Source organism: Xanthomonas sp. F10, assembly GCF_014206815.1.
GTDB classification, from domain to species: domain Bacteria; phylum Pseudomonadota; class Gammaproteobacteria; order Xanthomonadales; family Xanthomonadaceae; genus Xanthomonas_A; species Xanthomonas_A indica.
In genome coordinates this window covers 1,283,912-1,300,321 of record NZ_JACHNP010000002.1, presented here as the reverse complement: position 1 = coordinate 1,300,321, position 16,410 = coordinate 1,283,912, and the positions used below count along the sequence as shown (strand labels likewise).

10 protein-coding genes are annotated in these 16,410 nt (G+C 69.2%); 3 read left to right on the top strand and 7 right to left on the bottom strand.

All coding sequences use genetic code 11. The features are described from left to right. Positions 1-262: 262 nt before the first annotated feature. Together FHR56_RS16895 and FHR56_RS16890 are read right to left on the bottom strand one after the other, a co-directional pair. A complete protein-coding gene (locus FHR56_RS16895) occupies positions 263-1,645 on the bottom strand; it encodes a glutamine synthetase family protein (RefSeq protein WP_160945883.1) in 1,383 nt (460 codons plus the stop codon). A gap of 5 nt (positions 1,646-1,650) precedes the next feature. After that, entirely contained in the window at positions 1,651-2,406 is a 756-nt protein-coding gene (locus FHR56_RS16890) for a gamma-glutamyl-gamma-aminobutyrate hydrolase family protein (protein WP_160945882.1), read from the bottom strand. Between the two features lie 267 nt (positions 2,407-2,673). Here FHR56_RS16890 and FHR56_RS16885 point away from each other — a divergent pair, with 267 nt between their 5' ends. The 3 genes from FHR56_RS16885 (at position 2,674) to FHR56_RS16875 (ending at position 6,928) form a co-directional block, all read left to right on the top strand. Then, positions 2,674-4,053 (top strand): glutamine synthetase family protein, encoded by a 1,380-nt coding sequence (locus FHR56_RS16885; protein WP_160945881.1) that lies wholly within the window; start codon positions 2,674-2,676, stop codon positions 4,051-4,053. 94 nt (positions 4,054-4,147) lie between these two features. Further along, positions 4,148-5,458: an FAD-binding oxidoreductase gene (locus tag FHR56_RS16880; RefSeq protein ID WP_184502698.1), complete on the top strand. Its 1,311-nt coding sequence runs from the start codon at positions 4,148-4,150 to the stop codon at positions 5,456-5,458. 90 nt (positions 5,459-5,548) lie between these two features. Next, positions 5,549-6,928, top strand: coding sequence for a diguanylate cyclase (locus FHR56_RS16875; RefSeq protein WP_160945879.1), 1,380 nt, complete (start codon positions 5,549-5,551; stop codon positions 6,926-6,928). Here FHR56_RS16875 and FHR56_RS16870 read toward each other — a convergent pair. The 5 genes from FHR56_RS16870 to fdhD form a co-directional block, all read right to left on the bottom strand. Next, a complete protein-coding gene (locus tag FHR56_RS16870) occupies positions 6,867-8,147 on the bottom strand; it encodes an MFS transporter (protein ID WP_160945878.1) in 1,281 nt (426 codons plus the stop codon). The two genes, FHR56_RS16875 and FHR56_RS16870, sit on opposite strands and share 62 nt — an antisense overlap. Before the next feature lie 368 nt (positions 8,148-8,515). Beyond that, positions 8,516-12,283, bottom strand: a complete 3,768-nt coding sequence (locus FHR56_RS16865) for an Ice nucleation protein (RefSeq protein ID WP_160945877.1) — start codon at positions 12,281-12,283, stop codon at positions 8,516-8,518. Positions 12,284-12,973: 690 nt separating this feature from the next. Next, on the bottom strand, positions 12,974-13,222 hold the full coding sequence (locus tag FHR56_RS16860) for a hypothetical protein (protein WP_160945876.1): 249 nt from the start codon (positions 13,220-13,222) through the stop codon (positions 12,974-12,976). Continuing rightward, positions 13,212-15,560, bottom strand: coding sequence for an FdhF/YdeP family oxidoreductase (locus tag FHR56_RS16855; protein ID WP_160945875.1), 2,349 nt, complete (start codon positions 15,558-15,560; stop codon positions 13,212-13,214). Before FHR56_RS16855 ends, FHR56_RS16860 begins: the two co-directional genes overlap by 11 nt. Further along, entirely contained in the window at positions 15,557-16,396 is an 840-nt protein-coding gene (fdhD, locus tag FHR56_RS16850; RefSeq protein ID WP_160945874.1) for a formate dehydrogenase accessory sulfurtransferase FdhD, read from the bottom strand. Before fdhD ends, FHR56_RS16855 begins: the two co-directional genes overlap by 4 nt. Positions 16,397-16,410 lie beyond the last annotated feature (14 nt).

The following is a 16,410-nucleotide window of genomic DNA, read 5'->3' as shown; positions in this document are numbered from 1 at the left end:
ACGGGGATCCGCGGAAGGGGCATCCTGCCCCTGCCGCGGACGGCGTACATCCATGTACGCCGCCCTTCGGGTTTTTCCCCGCGATGGCCGCCGCTTCGGAAGGGAACCCGGTAAGTCAAAAGCAACAACCGAAGCAACAGCAAAAGCAAAAGCAACGGCAACGGCAACGGCAACGGCAACGGCAGGATCGAGTCTGCTGCAGAGCGCGTAGGCAGTTGCGTCGCAAACGACGCGTCACGCAAGCTACGAAGGCCGCAGCAACTCACACGTTCAACAACAGGAACTCCCGCTCCCACGAACTGATCACCCGGAAGAACGTCTCGTACTCCTTGCGCTTGACCGAAATGTACGCCCGCACGAAGCGCGGCCCCAGCAACTCCTGCAACGGCGCGCACCGCTCCAGTTCGTCCAGCGCCTCGCCCAGCGAGCGCGGCAACTGATAGCCCATCTCCTTGCCGCTGCCCGTGGTCGGCTCGGTCGGCTCGAGCTTCTCGCGGATCCCGAGCAGGCCGCAGGCCAGCGTCGCCGCCATCGCCAGGTAGGGATTGGCGTCGGAACCGGCAAAGCGGCTCTCCACGCGCATGTTCTCGATCGTGTCGATCGGCACGCGCAGGCCGCAGGTGCGGTTGTCGAAGCCCCACAGCACATTGCTCGGCGACACCTCGCCGAACATCAGCCGGCGGTAGGAATTGACGTTGGGCGCGAAGAACGCCATCGCCATCGGCACGTACTTCTGCAGGCCTGCCAGGTAATGGGCGAAGGTGCGGCTGTACTCGCCGGCGCGGCGGCCGCTGAAGACGTTCTTGCCGTGCTTGTCCACCAGGCTCTGGTGGATATGCATCGCACTGCCCGGCTCGTTCTCCATCGGCTTGGCCAGGAAGGTCGCGTAGACCCCGTGGCGCAGCGCCGCCTCGCGCATGGTGCGCTTGAACAGGAACACCTGGTCGGCGCGCGACAGTGCGTCGTCGTGGGTGAAGTTGACTTCCAGCTGCGCCGCGCCGGATTCGTGGATCAGCGTGTCCACGTCCAGTTCCATCGCGTCGCAGTAGTCGTACATCAGGTCCAGGATCGGGTCGAATTCGTTGACCGCGTCGATCGAGTACGACTGCCGCGCCGTCTCCGGGCGTCCGGAACGGCCGGCCGGCGGCAGCAGCGGGAAGTCCGGGTCGGTGTTCTTCTGCACCAGGAAAAATTCCAGCTCCGGCGCCACCACCGGCTTGCAGCCGATCGCCGCGTAGGCCGCCAGCACGCCGCGCAGCACGTTGCGCGGCGCCAGGTCGTGCGGCTGGCCTTCCTTGGTATAGCAATCGTGGATCACCTGCGCGGTGGGGTCGGCGGCCCAGGGCACCATGCGCACCGTGTCCGGGTCCGGACGCAGTTGCATGTCCGAATCCGACGGCGAGGTCAGGTCGTAATAGTCGTCCGGGTAATCGCCGGTGACGGTGGTGGCGAAGATGCCCTCGGGCAGCCGCGTGCCGTAGTCGTGCGAGAACTTGGCGGCGGGAATGATCTTGCCGCGGGCATTGCCGGTGATGTCCGGCACCAGGCATTCGACCTCGGTGATGTGGCGTTCCTTGAGCCAGCGCCGCAGCGAACTTTCCTGCTGTTCCGGCGTGTGCTTGCGTGATCGGGGTCGACTGGCCATGGGACTCAGTGCCTGCGGGTGGCCGCATAGTGGCGACAGGCGTCGCCGAAGGATTGGAAGATGCCGAGATAGAACGGGTCGTCCAGCACCCGCCACTCCGGATGCCATTGCACGCCCAGCAGGAAGCCGGGGCCGATGCCGCGGAAAGCCTCGATCAATCCATCCGGCGCCAGCGCCTCGACGATCAGGTCGCCGCCGAGCCGGGCCACGCCCTGGCCATGCAGCGAGTTGACCCGCACCCGCCCGCGGCCGGCGATCTCCTCCAGCCAGCCGCCTTCGCTCAGCGTCACTTCGTGCGCCGGCGCGTACTGCGCCTCCAGCGGCGCCTGCGGATCCTCGCGGTGATCGGACAGCCCCGGCTGCGCATGCACCTTCTGATGCAGGGTACCGCCAAGGGCGACGTTGACTTCCTGGAAGCCGCGGCAGATCGCCAGGATCGGCAGGCCCAGCGAGATCGCCTGCGGAATCAGGTCCAGCGTGTTGGCGTCGCGCGCCGGGTCATGCAGGTTGCCGAGCCAGCTCGGCTCGTCGCTGTAATGGTGCGGCTCGATATTGCTGACCGCGCCGGTCAACAGCAGGCCGTCGAGCCGCGTCAGCCAGGCGCGGGCATCGACCGGCGGCTGCAGCGACGGCAGCAGCACCGGGGTCACCCCCGCACCATCGACAGCGGCGCGCAGATACTTTTCGCCCGCAGCCAGGAACGGATGATGGCCGATGAGCTTGCGGTCGGTCGGCACGCCGACCAGGGGCGATACGGCCATGCGAAGAACTCGTGTGGCGTCACTGCAAGTTACCGCGGGCGTTTTATTTTTACAACACGACACGCAGTGGAACACGGCGCACAACGCACCGACAGACGTGATGACGGACCTGCGCGACGGCGCAACTTCCCGTGCAATGCCGCAAAAGCCCACTACGGCCACCGTTGCGCGTGATTGAGCGCCAGCGCATGGGGCACGTGCCGCTGTTGAGTATTCTTGACGCCATTGGGCTCTGCTAAGCTCGAAACACTCCCGCCGTCCGCCGCGATGATCCGCATGCACGATGCCCCGCTGCTGCCCCCGGACGACGCCCAGACCCTGCAGCGCATCGCCGGCTGCGAGCAGATCGACCTGCTGCTGCCGGACTGCAACGGCCTGCTGCGCGGCAAGCGCATCGCCCGCGACGCGCTGGACAAGGTGTACCGCGACGGGGTGTGCCTGCCGATGTCGCTGATCGCCACCGACATCACCGGCAACACCGTCGAGGAAACCGGGCTGGGCTACGACATCGGCGACGAGGACCGGCTGTGCTTCCCGGTGCCGGGCAGCCTGCGACCGGTGCCGTGGGCGCCGGTGCCGTCGGCGCAACTGCTGCTCACGATGCAGGACGGTGCCGGCGGTGCGCTCGACTTCGCCCCGCGCCAGGTCTTGGCGCAGGTACTGGCGCGTCTGCAGGCACGCGGGCTGACGCCGGTGATCGCGGTGGAACTGGAGTTCTACCTGTTCGACCCGCACGCCGATGCGCAAGGCCGCCCGCAGCCGCCGCTGCATGCTCACAGCGGGCTGCGCAACGACAGCACCCAGGTCTATTACATGCAGGAGCTGGACGACCAGCGCGGCTTCACCGATGCGGTCGCCCAGGCCTGCCGCGCGCAGGGCATTCCGGCCGATACCGCGGTCGCCGAGTACGCGCCCGGCCAGTTCGAGATCAACCTCAAGCACCGCGCCGATGCGCTGGCCGCCTGCGACGATGCGGTGCTGCTCAAGCGCGCGATCAAGGCGATCGCGCAGCAGCAAGGCCTGCTCGCCAGCTTCATGGCCAAGCCCTTCGCGGCGCAGTCCGGCAGCGGCTTGCACCTGCACGTGAGCCTGCTCGACGGCGCCGGCGACAACGTGTTCGCCTGCACCCCGCAGGCACCGGCGGCGCCCTTGCGCCACGCCATCGGCGGGCTGCAGCGCAGCGCCGAGGACTGCCTGCTGCTGTTCGCGCCGCACGCCAACAGCTACCGGCGCTTCGTCGCCAACGCCTTCGTCCCGCTCAACGACAGCTGGGGCTTCAACAACCGCACCGTGGCGATGCGGGTGCCGCACAGCGACCCGGCCAACACCCGCATCGAACACCGCATCGCCGGCGCCGACGCCAATCCCTACCTGGTCGCCGCGGCGGTGCTGGCCGGCATCGAACACGGCCTGGCGCAAAACATCGATCCGGGCCCGCCAACCCAGGGCAACGCCTACGCGCAACACGCCGCACGCGAACCGCACTGGCGCGGCGCGATCGCCCGTTTCCTGGACAGCGACTTCGCCGCCACCGCCTTCGGCACGCGCTTCCGCCATATCTACGGCCAGCAGAAGCGCCGCGAGCTGCTGGATTTCCAGGCGCAGGTCAGCGATGTGGACTATCGCTGGTATTTGCGGACGGTGTGAGGAACCGGGACCGGGGACCCGGGGCCCGGGACCCGCAAAAGCAAGAGCAAGTACATGGAGCCGGATACATGTCCCACCCCATCGACAATTCACGATCATGACCCGCTCATCCCCGGGTCCCGGGTCCCGCGCCCCGGGCCCCGGTACTTCCTGGTACCTCGACAGCGCTGCGCCGTTCCCGGCGCAGGAACCGCTGCGCGGACGCGTGCGCGCCGACGTGTGCATCCTTGGCGCCGGCTATACCGGGTTGAGTGCGGCGCTGGCGCTGGCCGAGGCCGGGTATCGGGTGGTGGTGCTGGAGGCGCAGCGGGTCGGCTGGGGCGCGTCCGGGCGCAACGGTGGCCAGGCCATCGTCGGCTACGGCTGCGAGCAGCACACCCTGGAAACCTTGCTTGGCCAGGACGATGCGCGGCTGCTGTTCGATTTCTCCCGCGACGGCATGCAGTTGCTGCGTAGCCGCATCGCCCGCCACGGCATCGCCTGCGACTGGCGCGACGGCCATGCCCACGTGGCGATCAAGCCGCGCCAGGAACGTGCGCTGCGCGCCGGCATCATCGAGATGGCGCAGCGCTACGACTATCCGCTGCAATGGTGGGACCGCACGCAGTTGCAGTCGCAGCTGCGCAGTCCGCGCTACCTGGGGGCGATGTACGACGCGGCCAGCGGCCACCTGCATCCGCTGGAGTACGCGCGCGGCCTGGCGCGGGCGGCGCTGGCCGCCGGCGTGCGCATCTACGAACAGACCCCGGCCACGCAGCTGCTGCGCGGCGCGCGGCCGATCCTGCGCAGCGCGCACGGCGAGGTCGAAGGCGAGTTCGCCATCCTCGCCGGCAACGCCTGGCTGCGCGGCATCGCCCCGGAACTGGAATCGCGGATCATGCCGGTCGGCACCTACATCGGCGCCAGCGCGCCGCTGGGCGAGGCGCTGGCGCGCGAACTGATCGGCAACGACATGGCGGTGGCCGACGTCAACTGGGCCCTGGACTACTTCCGTCTCAGCCGCGACCACCGGCTGCTGTTCGGCGGCCGCGCCAGCTATTCGTCGCTGCCGCCGCCCGGCCTGCGCGGGGTGATGACCCGACGCATGCGTCGGGTGTTCCCGCAATTGCGTCACGTCGAACTGGAATCGGTGTGGGGCGGCTACGTCGACATCACCCGCAACCGCGCCCCGCAATGGGGCCGGCTGACCCCGAACGTGTACTTCGCGCAGGGCTTCTCCGGCCACGGCGTGGCCGCCACCGGGCTGGCCGGCGCGGTCATCGCCGCGGCGATCGGCGGACAGGCGCAGCGGCTGGACGTGTTCGCGCGGATCCCGCACGCGCCCTTCCCTGGCGGCCGCCTGCTGCGCACGCCGCTGCTGGTGGCGGCGATGTCCTGGTACAAGCTGCGCGACGCGCTGTGGTAGCCGCAGGCGGGCCCGCGCCACCCTCAAGTTTGCGCGCACGCGGCCGCTAACCGGGGTTCCATCCCCCGGATTGCCGCCCGCGAGGCATGCATGTCGCACCCGTTGTCGATCTCCCCGATCGCCCCCGACGGCAGCCCTGCACAGCAGCGCATCCTGCTGGTGGAAAACTCGCGCACCTTCACCGACCTGCTGCGCGCGGCGATCGAGCAACGGGTCGAGCTGCCGGTGGTCGTGGTCTCCACCCTGGCCGAAGCCGCCGCTGCGCTGGACGATGGCGGCTCCTGGTTCCTGGCGCTGACCGGGCTGGTGCTGGCCGACGGCGACCGCGACACCGTGGTCGACTTCTTCATCGCGCGCGGGCTGCCCACGGTGGTGGTCAGCGGGGTCTACGACGAAGGCCTGCGCAAGCGCATCCTGACCCAGCAGATCATCGATTTCGTGCTGAAGAACGCGCCGGACAGCATCGACTACCTGGCCTGGCTGGTGCAGCGGCTGGCGCGCAACCGCGCCATCACCGCGCTGGTGGTGGACGACTCGCCGTCGGCGCGCGCCTACGCCGCCGCGCTGCTGGCAATGTACGGCTACAAGGTGGTGGAGGCCGCCGACGGCGCCGCCGGGCTGCGCGCGATCGAGGCCAACCCGTCCATCCGCCTGGCGGTGGTGGACCAGGAAATGCCGGGCATGGAGGGCGTGGAGTTCACCCGCCGGCTGCGCACCTTGCGCGCACGCGACATGCTGGCGGTGATCGGCCTGTCCGGCAACAACGACCCGTCGCTGGTACCGCGCTTCCTCAAGAACGGCGCCAACGACTTCCTGCGCAAACCCTTTTCGCGCGAGGAATTCTTCTGCCGGGTCTCGCAGAACGTGGACCAGCTGGAACTGATCGGCACCCTGCAGGACCTGGCCACGCGCGACTTCCTCACCAGCCTGCCCAACCGCCGGCACTTCCTCGAGCAGAGCCAGCGGGCGCTGCCGCGATGGCTGGCACGGCAGCAGCCGGTCAGCGTGGCGATGCTCGACATCGACCATTTCAAGCACATCAACGACACCTTCGGCCACGAGGCCGGCGACGAGGCGCTGCGGGTGGTCGCCGCGACCCTGGCCGCGCATGCGCGCCCCCAGGACATGGTGGCGCGCTTCGGCGGCGAAGAGTTCTGCATGCTGGCGCCGGGCCTGGACGCCGCTGCGGCCACCGACTACTTCGAGGCCCTGCGCGTGCGCATCGCCGACCTGCGGGTCGCCATCGGCACGCAGACCCTGCACCTCACCATCAGCATCGGCGTCAGCAACAGCGGGCCGCAGCGGCAGACGCTGCATGCCCTGCTGACCGAGGCCGACAAATACCTGTACCTGGCCAAGGCCGGCGGCCGCAATCGGGTCGAATGCGCCCCGGCCGCGGAACCGGCGTTCAGCGACGCTGCCGTCGAATCGCCAGCAACGCCAGCAAGGTCAGCAGCGCAGCCGCACTGAGGTAGTAACCTACCCACGGCAGGCCGTACTGCTCGGCCAGCCACACCGCCACGTAGGGCGCCGGCGCCGCGCCGACGATGCCGGCCAGATTGAATGCCAGCGAGGCGCCGGTGTAGCGCACGGGCACCGGATACAGCTCGGCCAGCAGCGTGCCGCAGGGGCCGTAGGTCAGGCCCATGAAGAAGAAGCCCAGCGCCAGGAAGCCCAGCACCTGCCACGGCTGCCCGGCCTGGAACAGCGGCGCGAACAGCAGCCCGAACGCGATGATGGCCACGCTCGCCAGCAGCATCGCCGGGCGCGTGCCGCGGCGGTCGCCGTACCAGGCCGACAGCGGAATGCCGGCGGCGAAGAACAGGATGCCGACCATCTGCAGCAGCAGGAACTGCTCGCGGCTGTAGTGCAGGGCGTTGGTGCCATAGCCCAGCGCGAACACCGTCATCAGGTAGAACAGCACGAAGGTCGCCAGCACCGCGAGCGTGCCCAGCACCGTCGCGCCGACGTGCTGCGACAGCACCGTCTGCATCGGCATGCGCACCCGCTCGTTGCGGTCCAATGCGCGCTGGAAGTCCGGCGTCTCGTGGATGCGCAGACGCACCCACAGCCCGGTGATCACCAACAGGGCGCTGGCGACGAACGGAATGCGCCAGCCCCAGCGCAGGAACTGTGCGTCGTCCAGCGCCGCGTCCAGCAACAGGAAGATCCCCGAGCACAGCAGGAAGCCCAGTGGCGCCCCTAGCTGCGGGAACATCCCGTACCAGGCGCGCTTGCCCGGCGGCGCGTTCTCGGTGGCCAGCAGCACCGCCCCGCCCCACTCGCCGCCCAGGCCCAGGCCCTGGCCGAAGCGGCACAGCACCAGCAGCGCCGGTGCCCACACGCCGATCCGGTCGTAGCTGGGCAGCAGGCCGATCAGCACGGTGGACAGGCCCATGGTCAGCAGCGCCGCCACCAGCGTGGCCTTGCGCCCGACGCGGTCGCCGAAGTGGCCGAACAGCCCCGACCCCAGCGGCCGCGCGACGAAGGCCACGGCGAAGGTCGCCAGCGACTGCAACTGCGCCGCAGCGGGATCGCCCGCGGGGAAGAACAGCTTCGGGAACACCAGCACCGCAGCAGTGGCGTAGATGTAGAAATCGAAGAACTCGATGGTAGTGCCGACCAGACTGGCCAGCAGCACGCGGCGCGGCGAGTTGACGGGCGGAACGGCAGACGCGACGGCGCTCATGGACTCGGCATTGGCGGACAACGCCTGCGATTCTGGCAGATCGCCTCGCCTTTCGCAGCGTCGTGCGGCCGTCCCATGCCGCGCTGCGCGCCTCCTCCCCTCGCACAGCGGACCGCCCGCGCAATCCCGCTTGCCGGCGATGGGCGACCACCACGACGGCCGTGGCCGCTCCAGGACACCACGCGCCGCCCGACAGCGGCGCCATCGCCGGCGCCGCCACCGAGAAGGGATGTGCCCGCGCGCACCTCGCACGAGCACATCCGGGCACGACCGGGAAAACCCGGCAAGCGGACTATCCGCGCGACCGTGCGGCCACCGCCGCCCTCCCGGTCCCGTGGCGACCGCCGGCGACGCGGTCGCCTCGCCCCTCAGGCATCGTGCACATCCTCGACAACGCCTGGATCGCACTCCAACGGCAGGCACGGCGCCTGCTCCACCACCTCCACGTCGTCGCCCTTGCCGACAAGGTTGCCCTGCGCATCGACCTGGTACGGCATGTCGGCCTCCACCCCTTGCTCGCCGGTGGTGACCACGAGGTTGGTGTAGCGCTCGCCATCCCAGCAGCGGAAAATAAGCGTCGAGTTCTCTCCGCCGGTGAGCGTCGACCCCAGGCTGCCGATCAGCCTGCTGCGGGCGCCGGCGGTCAGGACGCTGTTCTTGCCGGCGGTCAGCTTGCTGCGGTCGCCGGCCATCAGCGTGCTGTCGTCCCCGGCGGTGAGCCTGCTCCGGTCGCCCGCGGTGAGCTGGCTATTGCGTCCGGCCAACAGCTTGCTGCGATCGCCGGCGGTCTGGGTGCTGTCGGCGCCGGCGATCAGCTTGCTGCGGTCGCCGGCGGTCTGCACGCTGTCTGCACCGGCGATCAGGGTGCTGCGCGACCCTGCGGTCTGGGAGCTGCCCTTGCCGGCAATCAACATGCTTTTGTGGCCGGCGATCTGGATGCAGTCGTGGCCGGCGATCAGCGAGCTTCCGTAGCTGGCGATCAGGTTGCTGCCGTAGCCCGCCGTCAGGAAGCTGCGCACGCCGCTGGTCAGATTGCTGCCGTAGCCGGCAATCAGCGAGCTGTCCTGCCCGGCGACGCCGGTGCTGCCGTAGCCCGCCGTGAGCGAACTGCTGTGTTCGGCCATCTGGGTACTGCCATAGCCGGCGGTCAACGTGCTCTCGTAGCCGGCGGTCTGGGAACTGCCGTAGCCGGCGATCAGCGTGCTGGCGTAACCGGCGATCTCGGTACTCCCGTAGCCGGCGGTCAGCGAACTGTTCTGCTGCGCGGTCAGCGAACTGCCGTAGCCCGCGGTCAAGGTGCTCTCATAGCCGGCGGTCTGGGTACTACCATAGCCGGCGATCAGCGAGCTGTCGTGGCCGGCGGTCGAGTTGCTGCCATAGCCCGCCGTCAGCGTACTCTTGTAGCCGGCGGTTTGCGTGCTGCCATAGCCGGCGGTCAACGAGCTGTCGTAGCCGGCCGTCGAGGTGCTGCCGTAGCCGGCGGTGAGGGAGCTGCTCTCCTGGGCGGTCTGCGTGCTGCCGTAGCCCGTGGTCAGGGTGCTGTTGTAGCCCGCGGTCTGGGTGCTGCCGTAGCCGGCGATCAGCGAGCTGTCGTGACCGGCGGTGGAGGTGCTGCCATAGCCGGCGGTGAGCGTACTGTCCTCCCGCGCGGTCTGGGTACTGCCGTAGCCGGCGGTGAGGGTGCTGTCGTAGCCGGCGGTCTGGGTGCTGCCATAGCCGGCGATCAGCGAACTGTCGGCGCCGGCAGTGCCGGTGCTCCCATAGCCGGCGGTGATGTCGCTGCCCTGCCGCGCCGTCTGCGTGCTGCCGTACCCCGCGGTCAGCGAACTGTCGCTGCCTGCGGTCTGCGTGCTGCCATAGCCGGCGATCAGCGTGCTATCCGCGCCGGCGGTGCCGGTGCTGCCATAACCGGCGGTGACATCGCTGCCTTGCCGCGCTGTCTGCGTACTGCCGTAACCGGCCGTCAGCGAACTGTCGCTGCCCGCGGTCTGCGTGCTGCCATAGCCGGCGATCAGCGTGCTATCCGCACCGGCGGTGCCGGTGCTGCCATAGCCGGCGGTGACATCGCTGCCTTGCCGCGCCGTCTGCGTGCTGCCGTAACCGGCCGTCAGCGAACTGTCGCTGCCCGCGGTCTGCGTGCTGCCATAGCCGGCGATCAGCGTACTGTCCGCACCGGCAGTGCCGGTGCTGCCATAGCCGGCGGTGACATCGCTGCCTTGCCGCGCTGTCTGCGTACTGCCATAACCCGCGGTCAGCGAACTGTCGCTGCCGGCGGTCTGCGTGCTGCCATAGCCGGCGATCAGCGTGCTGTCCGCGCCTGCGGTACCGGTGCTGCCATAACCGGCGGTGACATCGCTGCCTTGCCGCGCCGTCTGCGTACTGCCATAACCCGCTGTCAACGAACTGTCGCTGCCCGCAGTCTGCGTGCTGCCGTAGCCGGCAATCAGCGAGCTGTCGTGACCTGCAGTCGAAGTGCTGCCATAGCCGGTCGTGAGCGAACTGTCCTGCTGCGCCGTCTGCGTACTGCCGTAGCCGGCGGTCAGCGAGCTGTCGCTGCCCGCCGTCTGCGTGCTGCCATAGCCGGCGATCAGCGAACTGTCCGCACCCGCGGTGCCAGTACTGCCGTAGCCGGCGGTGACGTCGCTGCCTTGCCGTGCCGTTTGCGTACTGCCGTACCCCGCCGTCAGCGAGCTGTCGCTACCTGCGGTCTGCGTGCTGCCATAGCCCGCGATCAGCGTGCTGTCCGCACCCGCGGTGCCGGTGCTGCCATAGCCGGCGGTGACGTCGCTTCCCTGGCGTGCCGTCTGCGTACTGCCGTAACCGGCGGTCAGCGAGCTGTCGCTGCCCGCCGTCTGCGTGCTGCCATAGCCGGCGATCAGCGTGCTGTCCGCACCCGAGGTGCCGGTGCTGCCGTAGCCGGCGGTGACGTCGCTGCCTTGCCGTGCCGTCTGCGTACTGCCGTACCCCGCCGTCAGCGAGCTGTCGCTGCCCGCGGTCTGCGTGCTGCCGTAGCCGGCGATCAGCGTACTGTCCGCGCCCGCGGTGCCGGTGCTGCCATAGCCCGCGGTGACGTCGCTGCCCTGGCGTGCCGTCTGCGTGCTGCCATAGCCGGCCGTCAGCGAACTGTCGCTGCCTGCGGTTTGCGTGCTGCCGTAGCCGGCGATCAGCGAACTGTCAGCGCCCGCGGTGCCGGTGCTGCCGTAGCCGGCGGTGACGTCGCTGCCTTGCCGCGCCGTCTGCGTGCTGCCGTACCCCGCGGTCAGCGAACTGTCGCTGCCGGCGGTCTGCGTGCTGCCGTAGCCGGAGATCACGGCGCTGTCGGCGCCCGTGGTCGCGGTACTGCCATAGCCGGAGGTCACGCGGCTGCCTTCCTGTGCCGTCTGGGTACTGCCGTAGCCGGCGATGAGCGTGCTCCGGTCGGCCGCGGTCTGGGTGCTGCCGTAGCCGGCAAGGATGGAACTGTCCGAGCCCGCGGTGCCGGTGCTGCCATAACCGGCGATCAGATCGCTGTGATCGCCGGCGGTCTCGGTGCTGCCATAGCCGGCGACCAGCCGGCTTTGGTCGGAGCCGGTGAGCGTGCTGCCATAGACACCTGTTTCGATCTTCCTGGCAAGGAGGTCGGGGCGCGACTCGACAGGATTGGCCGCAACGACCGTGGCCACCGGCGTTGCCGGTGTCGCCACGGTCGGCGGGGTGGGCTGGGTCGGCGAGGTGCCCAGGGTTGCCGGCGCAGGCAAGGCCGCCGCGGGGCTGGCCACGTTCGTCGGCACCGTCGGCAACGCGGCCTGATCTGCCAACGCGTAGAACCGGTAGTTGGCCGCGAGATAGTCCAGCGCCTCGCTCCGGCTCCCGACCAGCAGCACCTGCGCACGCGGGAACTTGATCATCCCCTCTTCCGGCAACGGCAGCACGTCGCCGACGGCGACTTCGCAGACAACCCAGCGGGCATCGGCATGCGCACTCAGATGGGCCCCGCCGCCGCGTCCCCACGACAGACCGGTGAGGCCGTTCTCGTGCAGTGCGGATGGCTTCCAGTACTTGCATTCCACGTGACCGGACATCGGCCAGATCAAGCCACAGTGATCGGCCATGTTGTTGGCGCATGTGCGCAGCGCCAGAATCTTTTCAGTGATCATCGCATCGCCCTCATGATGGATATGGAAAATCGGATGAGTTCCCAGGACGAATCCGCGACCTGCAAACGGGAAAACACTGCTGCATCGCATCCGTTCTGGCTGCGAAGGCCAGTGGACACAGCCATCGCCAAAGGCGCCTGGCGAGAGACCTGCCCTATCTCCACGAAACGGAGGCCGGCCGCGGCCGCAATGCGAAGCCATTGCCACGAAGCATCGTTGGGCCGCAAGGCCCGATTCTCCAAGCGGACGCGTCGGTCCATTTCATGAAAACGACCGCAGCGTCGAATCCGGCATTCTCACGGATTGAGACTGGGGAAGACGCTTTCGCTCCAAATGCGCCAAAGCGCGACTGGGTCACTTACCGCGGGAAAGCATGAAACGTCCATGCCCACGCAACGAGAATTGATGATCTATTTTCGCGTGCGCCCGTTAACGCAAAAACCGGACCTGTGCAGTTCCGGTACAACGCCCCCGCGTGCGCAAGAGCACACTGCGCTTGTTTGGATGGCGCAACGACACCGCCGCACGCACGCCGGCAGCGCATGCGCACCGATAGCGCACGCGCACTGCTGTCGAAGTCGAAGTCGAAAGAGATTGTCCAGCCGGGCGCGGGCGGCACCCGCTTGCGAGGCCGCCCACGGCGCAGCGTGCACACGTCGATAGCCGCCTCGCATGGCGGGGGCGTAGCGCCTACTGCCGCAACTGCGCGCGACCGGCAGCCGTCAGCACCGCCACCTCGCGCTCGCCGGCGCGCTGCACCCGCACCCAGCCCGGCCCCGCCTGCCCGGCGAGCTCGGCGTCGCCCAGCCACGCCAGGGTGCGCAACAACACGCTCATGCGCACGTCCAGGCGCTTGCATACGCGGGCCAGCGCCACGCCGTCCGGCGCCTCGGCCAGCAACGGCAGCAGGCGTGCGGTCAACGCCGGATCAGCGGACAAGCGCGACTCCGATGTCGCGTGGGGCGGCCGCGGCGGCCTCGGCCAGATGCGCGGTGACCACCACCGGAATCGACTTGGAGGTGGGCGTGCGCGCCTCGTCGGCGAAGCTGGACAAGGGCACCAGCGCATTGGTTTCCGGGTAGTAGGCCGCCAGGCAGCCGCGCGGGATGTTGTATTCGACCAGCATGAAGCGCTTGGCCTGCCGCGGCACGCCGTCCTCGCACAGGCTGTGCAGATCCACCCAGTCGCCTGCCTGCATGCCCAGGTCGGCGATGTCGGCGGCATTGATGAACAGCACCCGGCGCTCGCCGAACACGCCGCGGTAGCGGTCGTCCAGGCCGTAGATGGTGGTGTTGTACTGGTCGTGCGAGCGCGTGGTGGCCAGGGTGAACACCAGTTGCCCCGGATGCTGCCGGCGCGCGCGGTGGATCGGATTGTCGGTCGGCACCGCATGCGGCTTGAACACCGCACGGCCCTCCGGCGTGTCCCACACGCGGTCGCGTGCACCATTGGACAGGCGGAAGCCGCCCGGCACCCGCACCCGCGTGTTGAAGTCGGCGAAGTCGTCGAACATCTGGGCGATCAGGTCGCGGATGCGGTCGTAGTCGGCCACCAGCCAGCGCCAGCGCACCGTGCTGCGCGCGCCGAGCGTGGCCTCGGCCAGGCCCGCCACGATCGCCGGCTCGGACAGCAGCTGCGGCGAGGCCGGCGGATTGATGCCGCCGGACAGGTGCACCATGCTCATCGAATCCTCGACACTGACGTGCTGCGGCCCGCCCTCCTGGATGTCGATCTCGGTGCGGCCCAGGCACGGCAGGATCAGCGCGTCGCGGCCGTGCACCAGATGGCTGCGGTTGAGCTTGGTGGTGACGTGCACGGTGAGGTCGCAGCGGCGCAGCGCGCGATGGGTGGCCTCGGTATCGGGGGTGGCGGTGGCGAAATTGCCGCCCATGGCGAAGAACACCTTGGCGCGGCCGTCGGCCATCGCCTCGATCGCGCCGACCGTGTCGTAGCCGGGCGCGCGCGGCGGGGCGAAGCCGAACACCTTCTGCAGCCGGTCCAGGAATGCCTGGGGCGGCTGCTCGTAGATCATCATGGTGCGGTCGCCCTGCACGTTGCTGTGGCCGCGCACCGGACACAGCCCGGCGCCTGGCCGGCCGAGGTGGCCGCGCAGCAACAGCAGGTTGGCGATCATCTGGATGGTCGCCACCGAATGCTTGTGCTGGGTGATGCCCATGCCCCAGCAGGCGATCAGCCGCTCGGCCTTGAGGTAGATCTCCCCGGCCTGGCGCAGGGCGGCCTCGCTGAGCCCGGATTCCTCGACGATGGTGTCCCACGGCTCGGCCGCGACCTCGGCGGCGAAGGCCTCGAAGCCGGCGGTGTGGCGGTCGATGAACTCCAGGTCCAGCAACCGCGGCTGCCCGCTGCGCGCCGCCTCGGCGTCGCGCTCCAGCACGTGCTTGATGATGCCCTTGACCGCGGCCAGGTCGCCGCCGATCTTCAACTGGAAGTAATCCGAGGAGATGCGGGTGGAGCCGTTGTGCAGCATCTCCAGCTTGTCCTGCGGGTCGGCGAACTTCTCCAGGCCGCGTTCGCGCAGCGGGTTGAACGAGACGATCGCCGCACCGCGCTTGGCCGCCTGGCGCAGTTCGCCGAGCATGCGCGGATGGTTGGTGCCGGGATTCTGGCCGAAGATGAAGATCGCATCGGCCAGTTCGAAATCCTGCAGCGAGACCGTGCCCTTGCCGACCCCGATCTGCGCCTTGAGCGCAGTGCCGGACGGCTCGTGGCACATGTTGGAGCAGTCCGGGAAGTTGTTGGTGCCGAACTCGCGCACGAACAACTGATACAAAAACGCCGCCTCGTTGCTGGTGCGCCCGGAGGTATAGAAGATCGCCTCGTCCGGCGAGGCCAGGCCGTTGAGGTGTCGGGCGATCAGCGCGAACGCCGCGTCCCAGTCGATCGGCACGTAATGGTCGGTGTCGGCGTCGTAGCGCAGCGGCTGGGTCAGTCGGCCCTGCCCTTCCAGCCAGTAGTCGCTGTAGCGGGCCAGTTGCGCGACGCTGTGCTGGGCAAACAGTTCCGGCGTGGCGCGGCGCGCGGTGGATTCGGCGGCCACCGCCTTGGCGCCGTTCTCGCAGAACTCGAAGGTCGAGGTGTGGTCGCGATCGGGCCAGGCACAGCCGGGGCAGTCGAAGCCGTCGGGCTGGTTGGCGTGCAGCAGGGTCTTGCCGCCCTGCACCGCCACGTCCTGCTCCATCAGGTGCTTGGCCACGGCGCGCAGCGCGCCCCAACCGCCGGCCGGTTGCGTGTACGGCTGGATGGTCTTCTTGCTCATGCGGGCTCTCCGGCGGGTTCGGTCTGCGCTAGGCGCTGCGGATGGCTGTAGACGACGTAATCGTGATCGCGGGCGAAGCCGATCAGGGTCAGGCCGGCGCTGTCGGCGAGCGCGACGGCCAGCGCGGTGGGCGCGGAAATCGCGGCCAGCAGCGGGATGCCGGCCTGCGTGGCCTTCATGACCATCTCGTAGCTGGCACGGCTGGTGACCACGACGAAGCCGGTGCCAGGATCGAGGCCGGCGCCGACCAGCGCACCGATCAACTTGTCCAATGCGTTGTGGCGGCCGACGTCTTCGCGGATCAGCTGCAGTGCCCCCTGCGCATCGGCCCAGGCCGCGGCATGGGTGGCGCCGGTCAACGCGTTGAGCGTCTGCTGCGCGCGCAAGGCGCGCAAGGCACGGGCCAGCGCCGCGGCCGCGATCGGCACCCCGGCCGGCACCGGCCGCGGCGTGCGCAGCACCGCCTCCAGCGACTCGCTGCCACACACCCCGCAGCCGCTGCGCCCGTCGAGGTTGCGACGCCGCGCCTGCAACGCGGCGGCCTGTTCCGGCGGGATGCGCAGGCGCAGCGACACACCTTCCAGGTAGGTCTCCACGGCCTCGATGCGTAGCTGGTCCGGTGTTGCCACGATGCCCTCGCTGAACGAGAAGCCCAGTGCGAAATCCTCCAGGTCCTCCGGCGTGGCCATCATCACCACGAACGGCGTGTCGTTGTAGGCGAACGCCACCGGCACTTCGGCCGCCACCAGGTCCTGGGCGACGGCCGTGCGCCCGTCGCGGTGACGGCGCACGCCGCGCGCGACCGCACCTGGCCTGGACGACGCACCCGAAGACATCGCAACCCTCCCGA

What these genes read in the sequence shown, in the direction of transcription:
- FHR56_RS16870 (WP_160945878.1), bottom strand. Translation starts at nt 8,147, where the DNA reads ATGAGCGCCGTCGCGTCTGCCGTTCCGCCCGTCAACTCGCCGCGCCGC.
- FHR56_RS16885 (WP_160945881.1), top strand. Translation starts at nt 2,674, where the DNA reads ATGATCCGCATGCACGATGCCCCGCTGCTGCCCCCGGACGACGCCCAG.
- FHR56_RS16875 (WP_160945879.1), top strand. Translation starts at nt 5,549, where the DNA reads ATGTCGCACCCGTTGTCGATCTCCCCGATCGCCCCCGACGGCAGCCCT.
- fdhD (WP_160945874.1), bottom strand. Translation starts at nt 16,396, where the DNA reads ATGTCTTCGGGTGCGTCGTCCAGGCCAGGTGCGGTCGCGCGCGGCGTG.
- FHR56_RS16890 (WP_160945882.1), bottom strand. Translation starts at nt 2,406, where the DNA reads ATGGCCGTATCGCCCCTGGTCGGCGTGCCGACCGACCGCAAGCTCATC.
- FHR56_RS16895 (WP_160945883.1), bottom strand. Translation starts at nt 1,645, where the DNA reads ATGGCCAGTCGACCCCGATCACGCAAGCACACGCCGGAACAGCAGGAA.
- FHR56_RS16865 (WP_160945877.1), bottom strand. Translation starts at nt 12,283, where the DNA reads ATGATCACTGAAAAGATTCTGGCGCTGCGCACATGCGCCAACAACATG.
- FHR56_RS16855 (WP_160945875.1), bottom strand. Translation starts at nt 15,560, where the DNA reads ATGAGCAAGAAGACCATCCAGCCGTACACGCAACCGGCCGGCGGTTGG.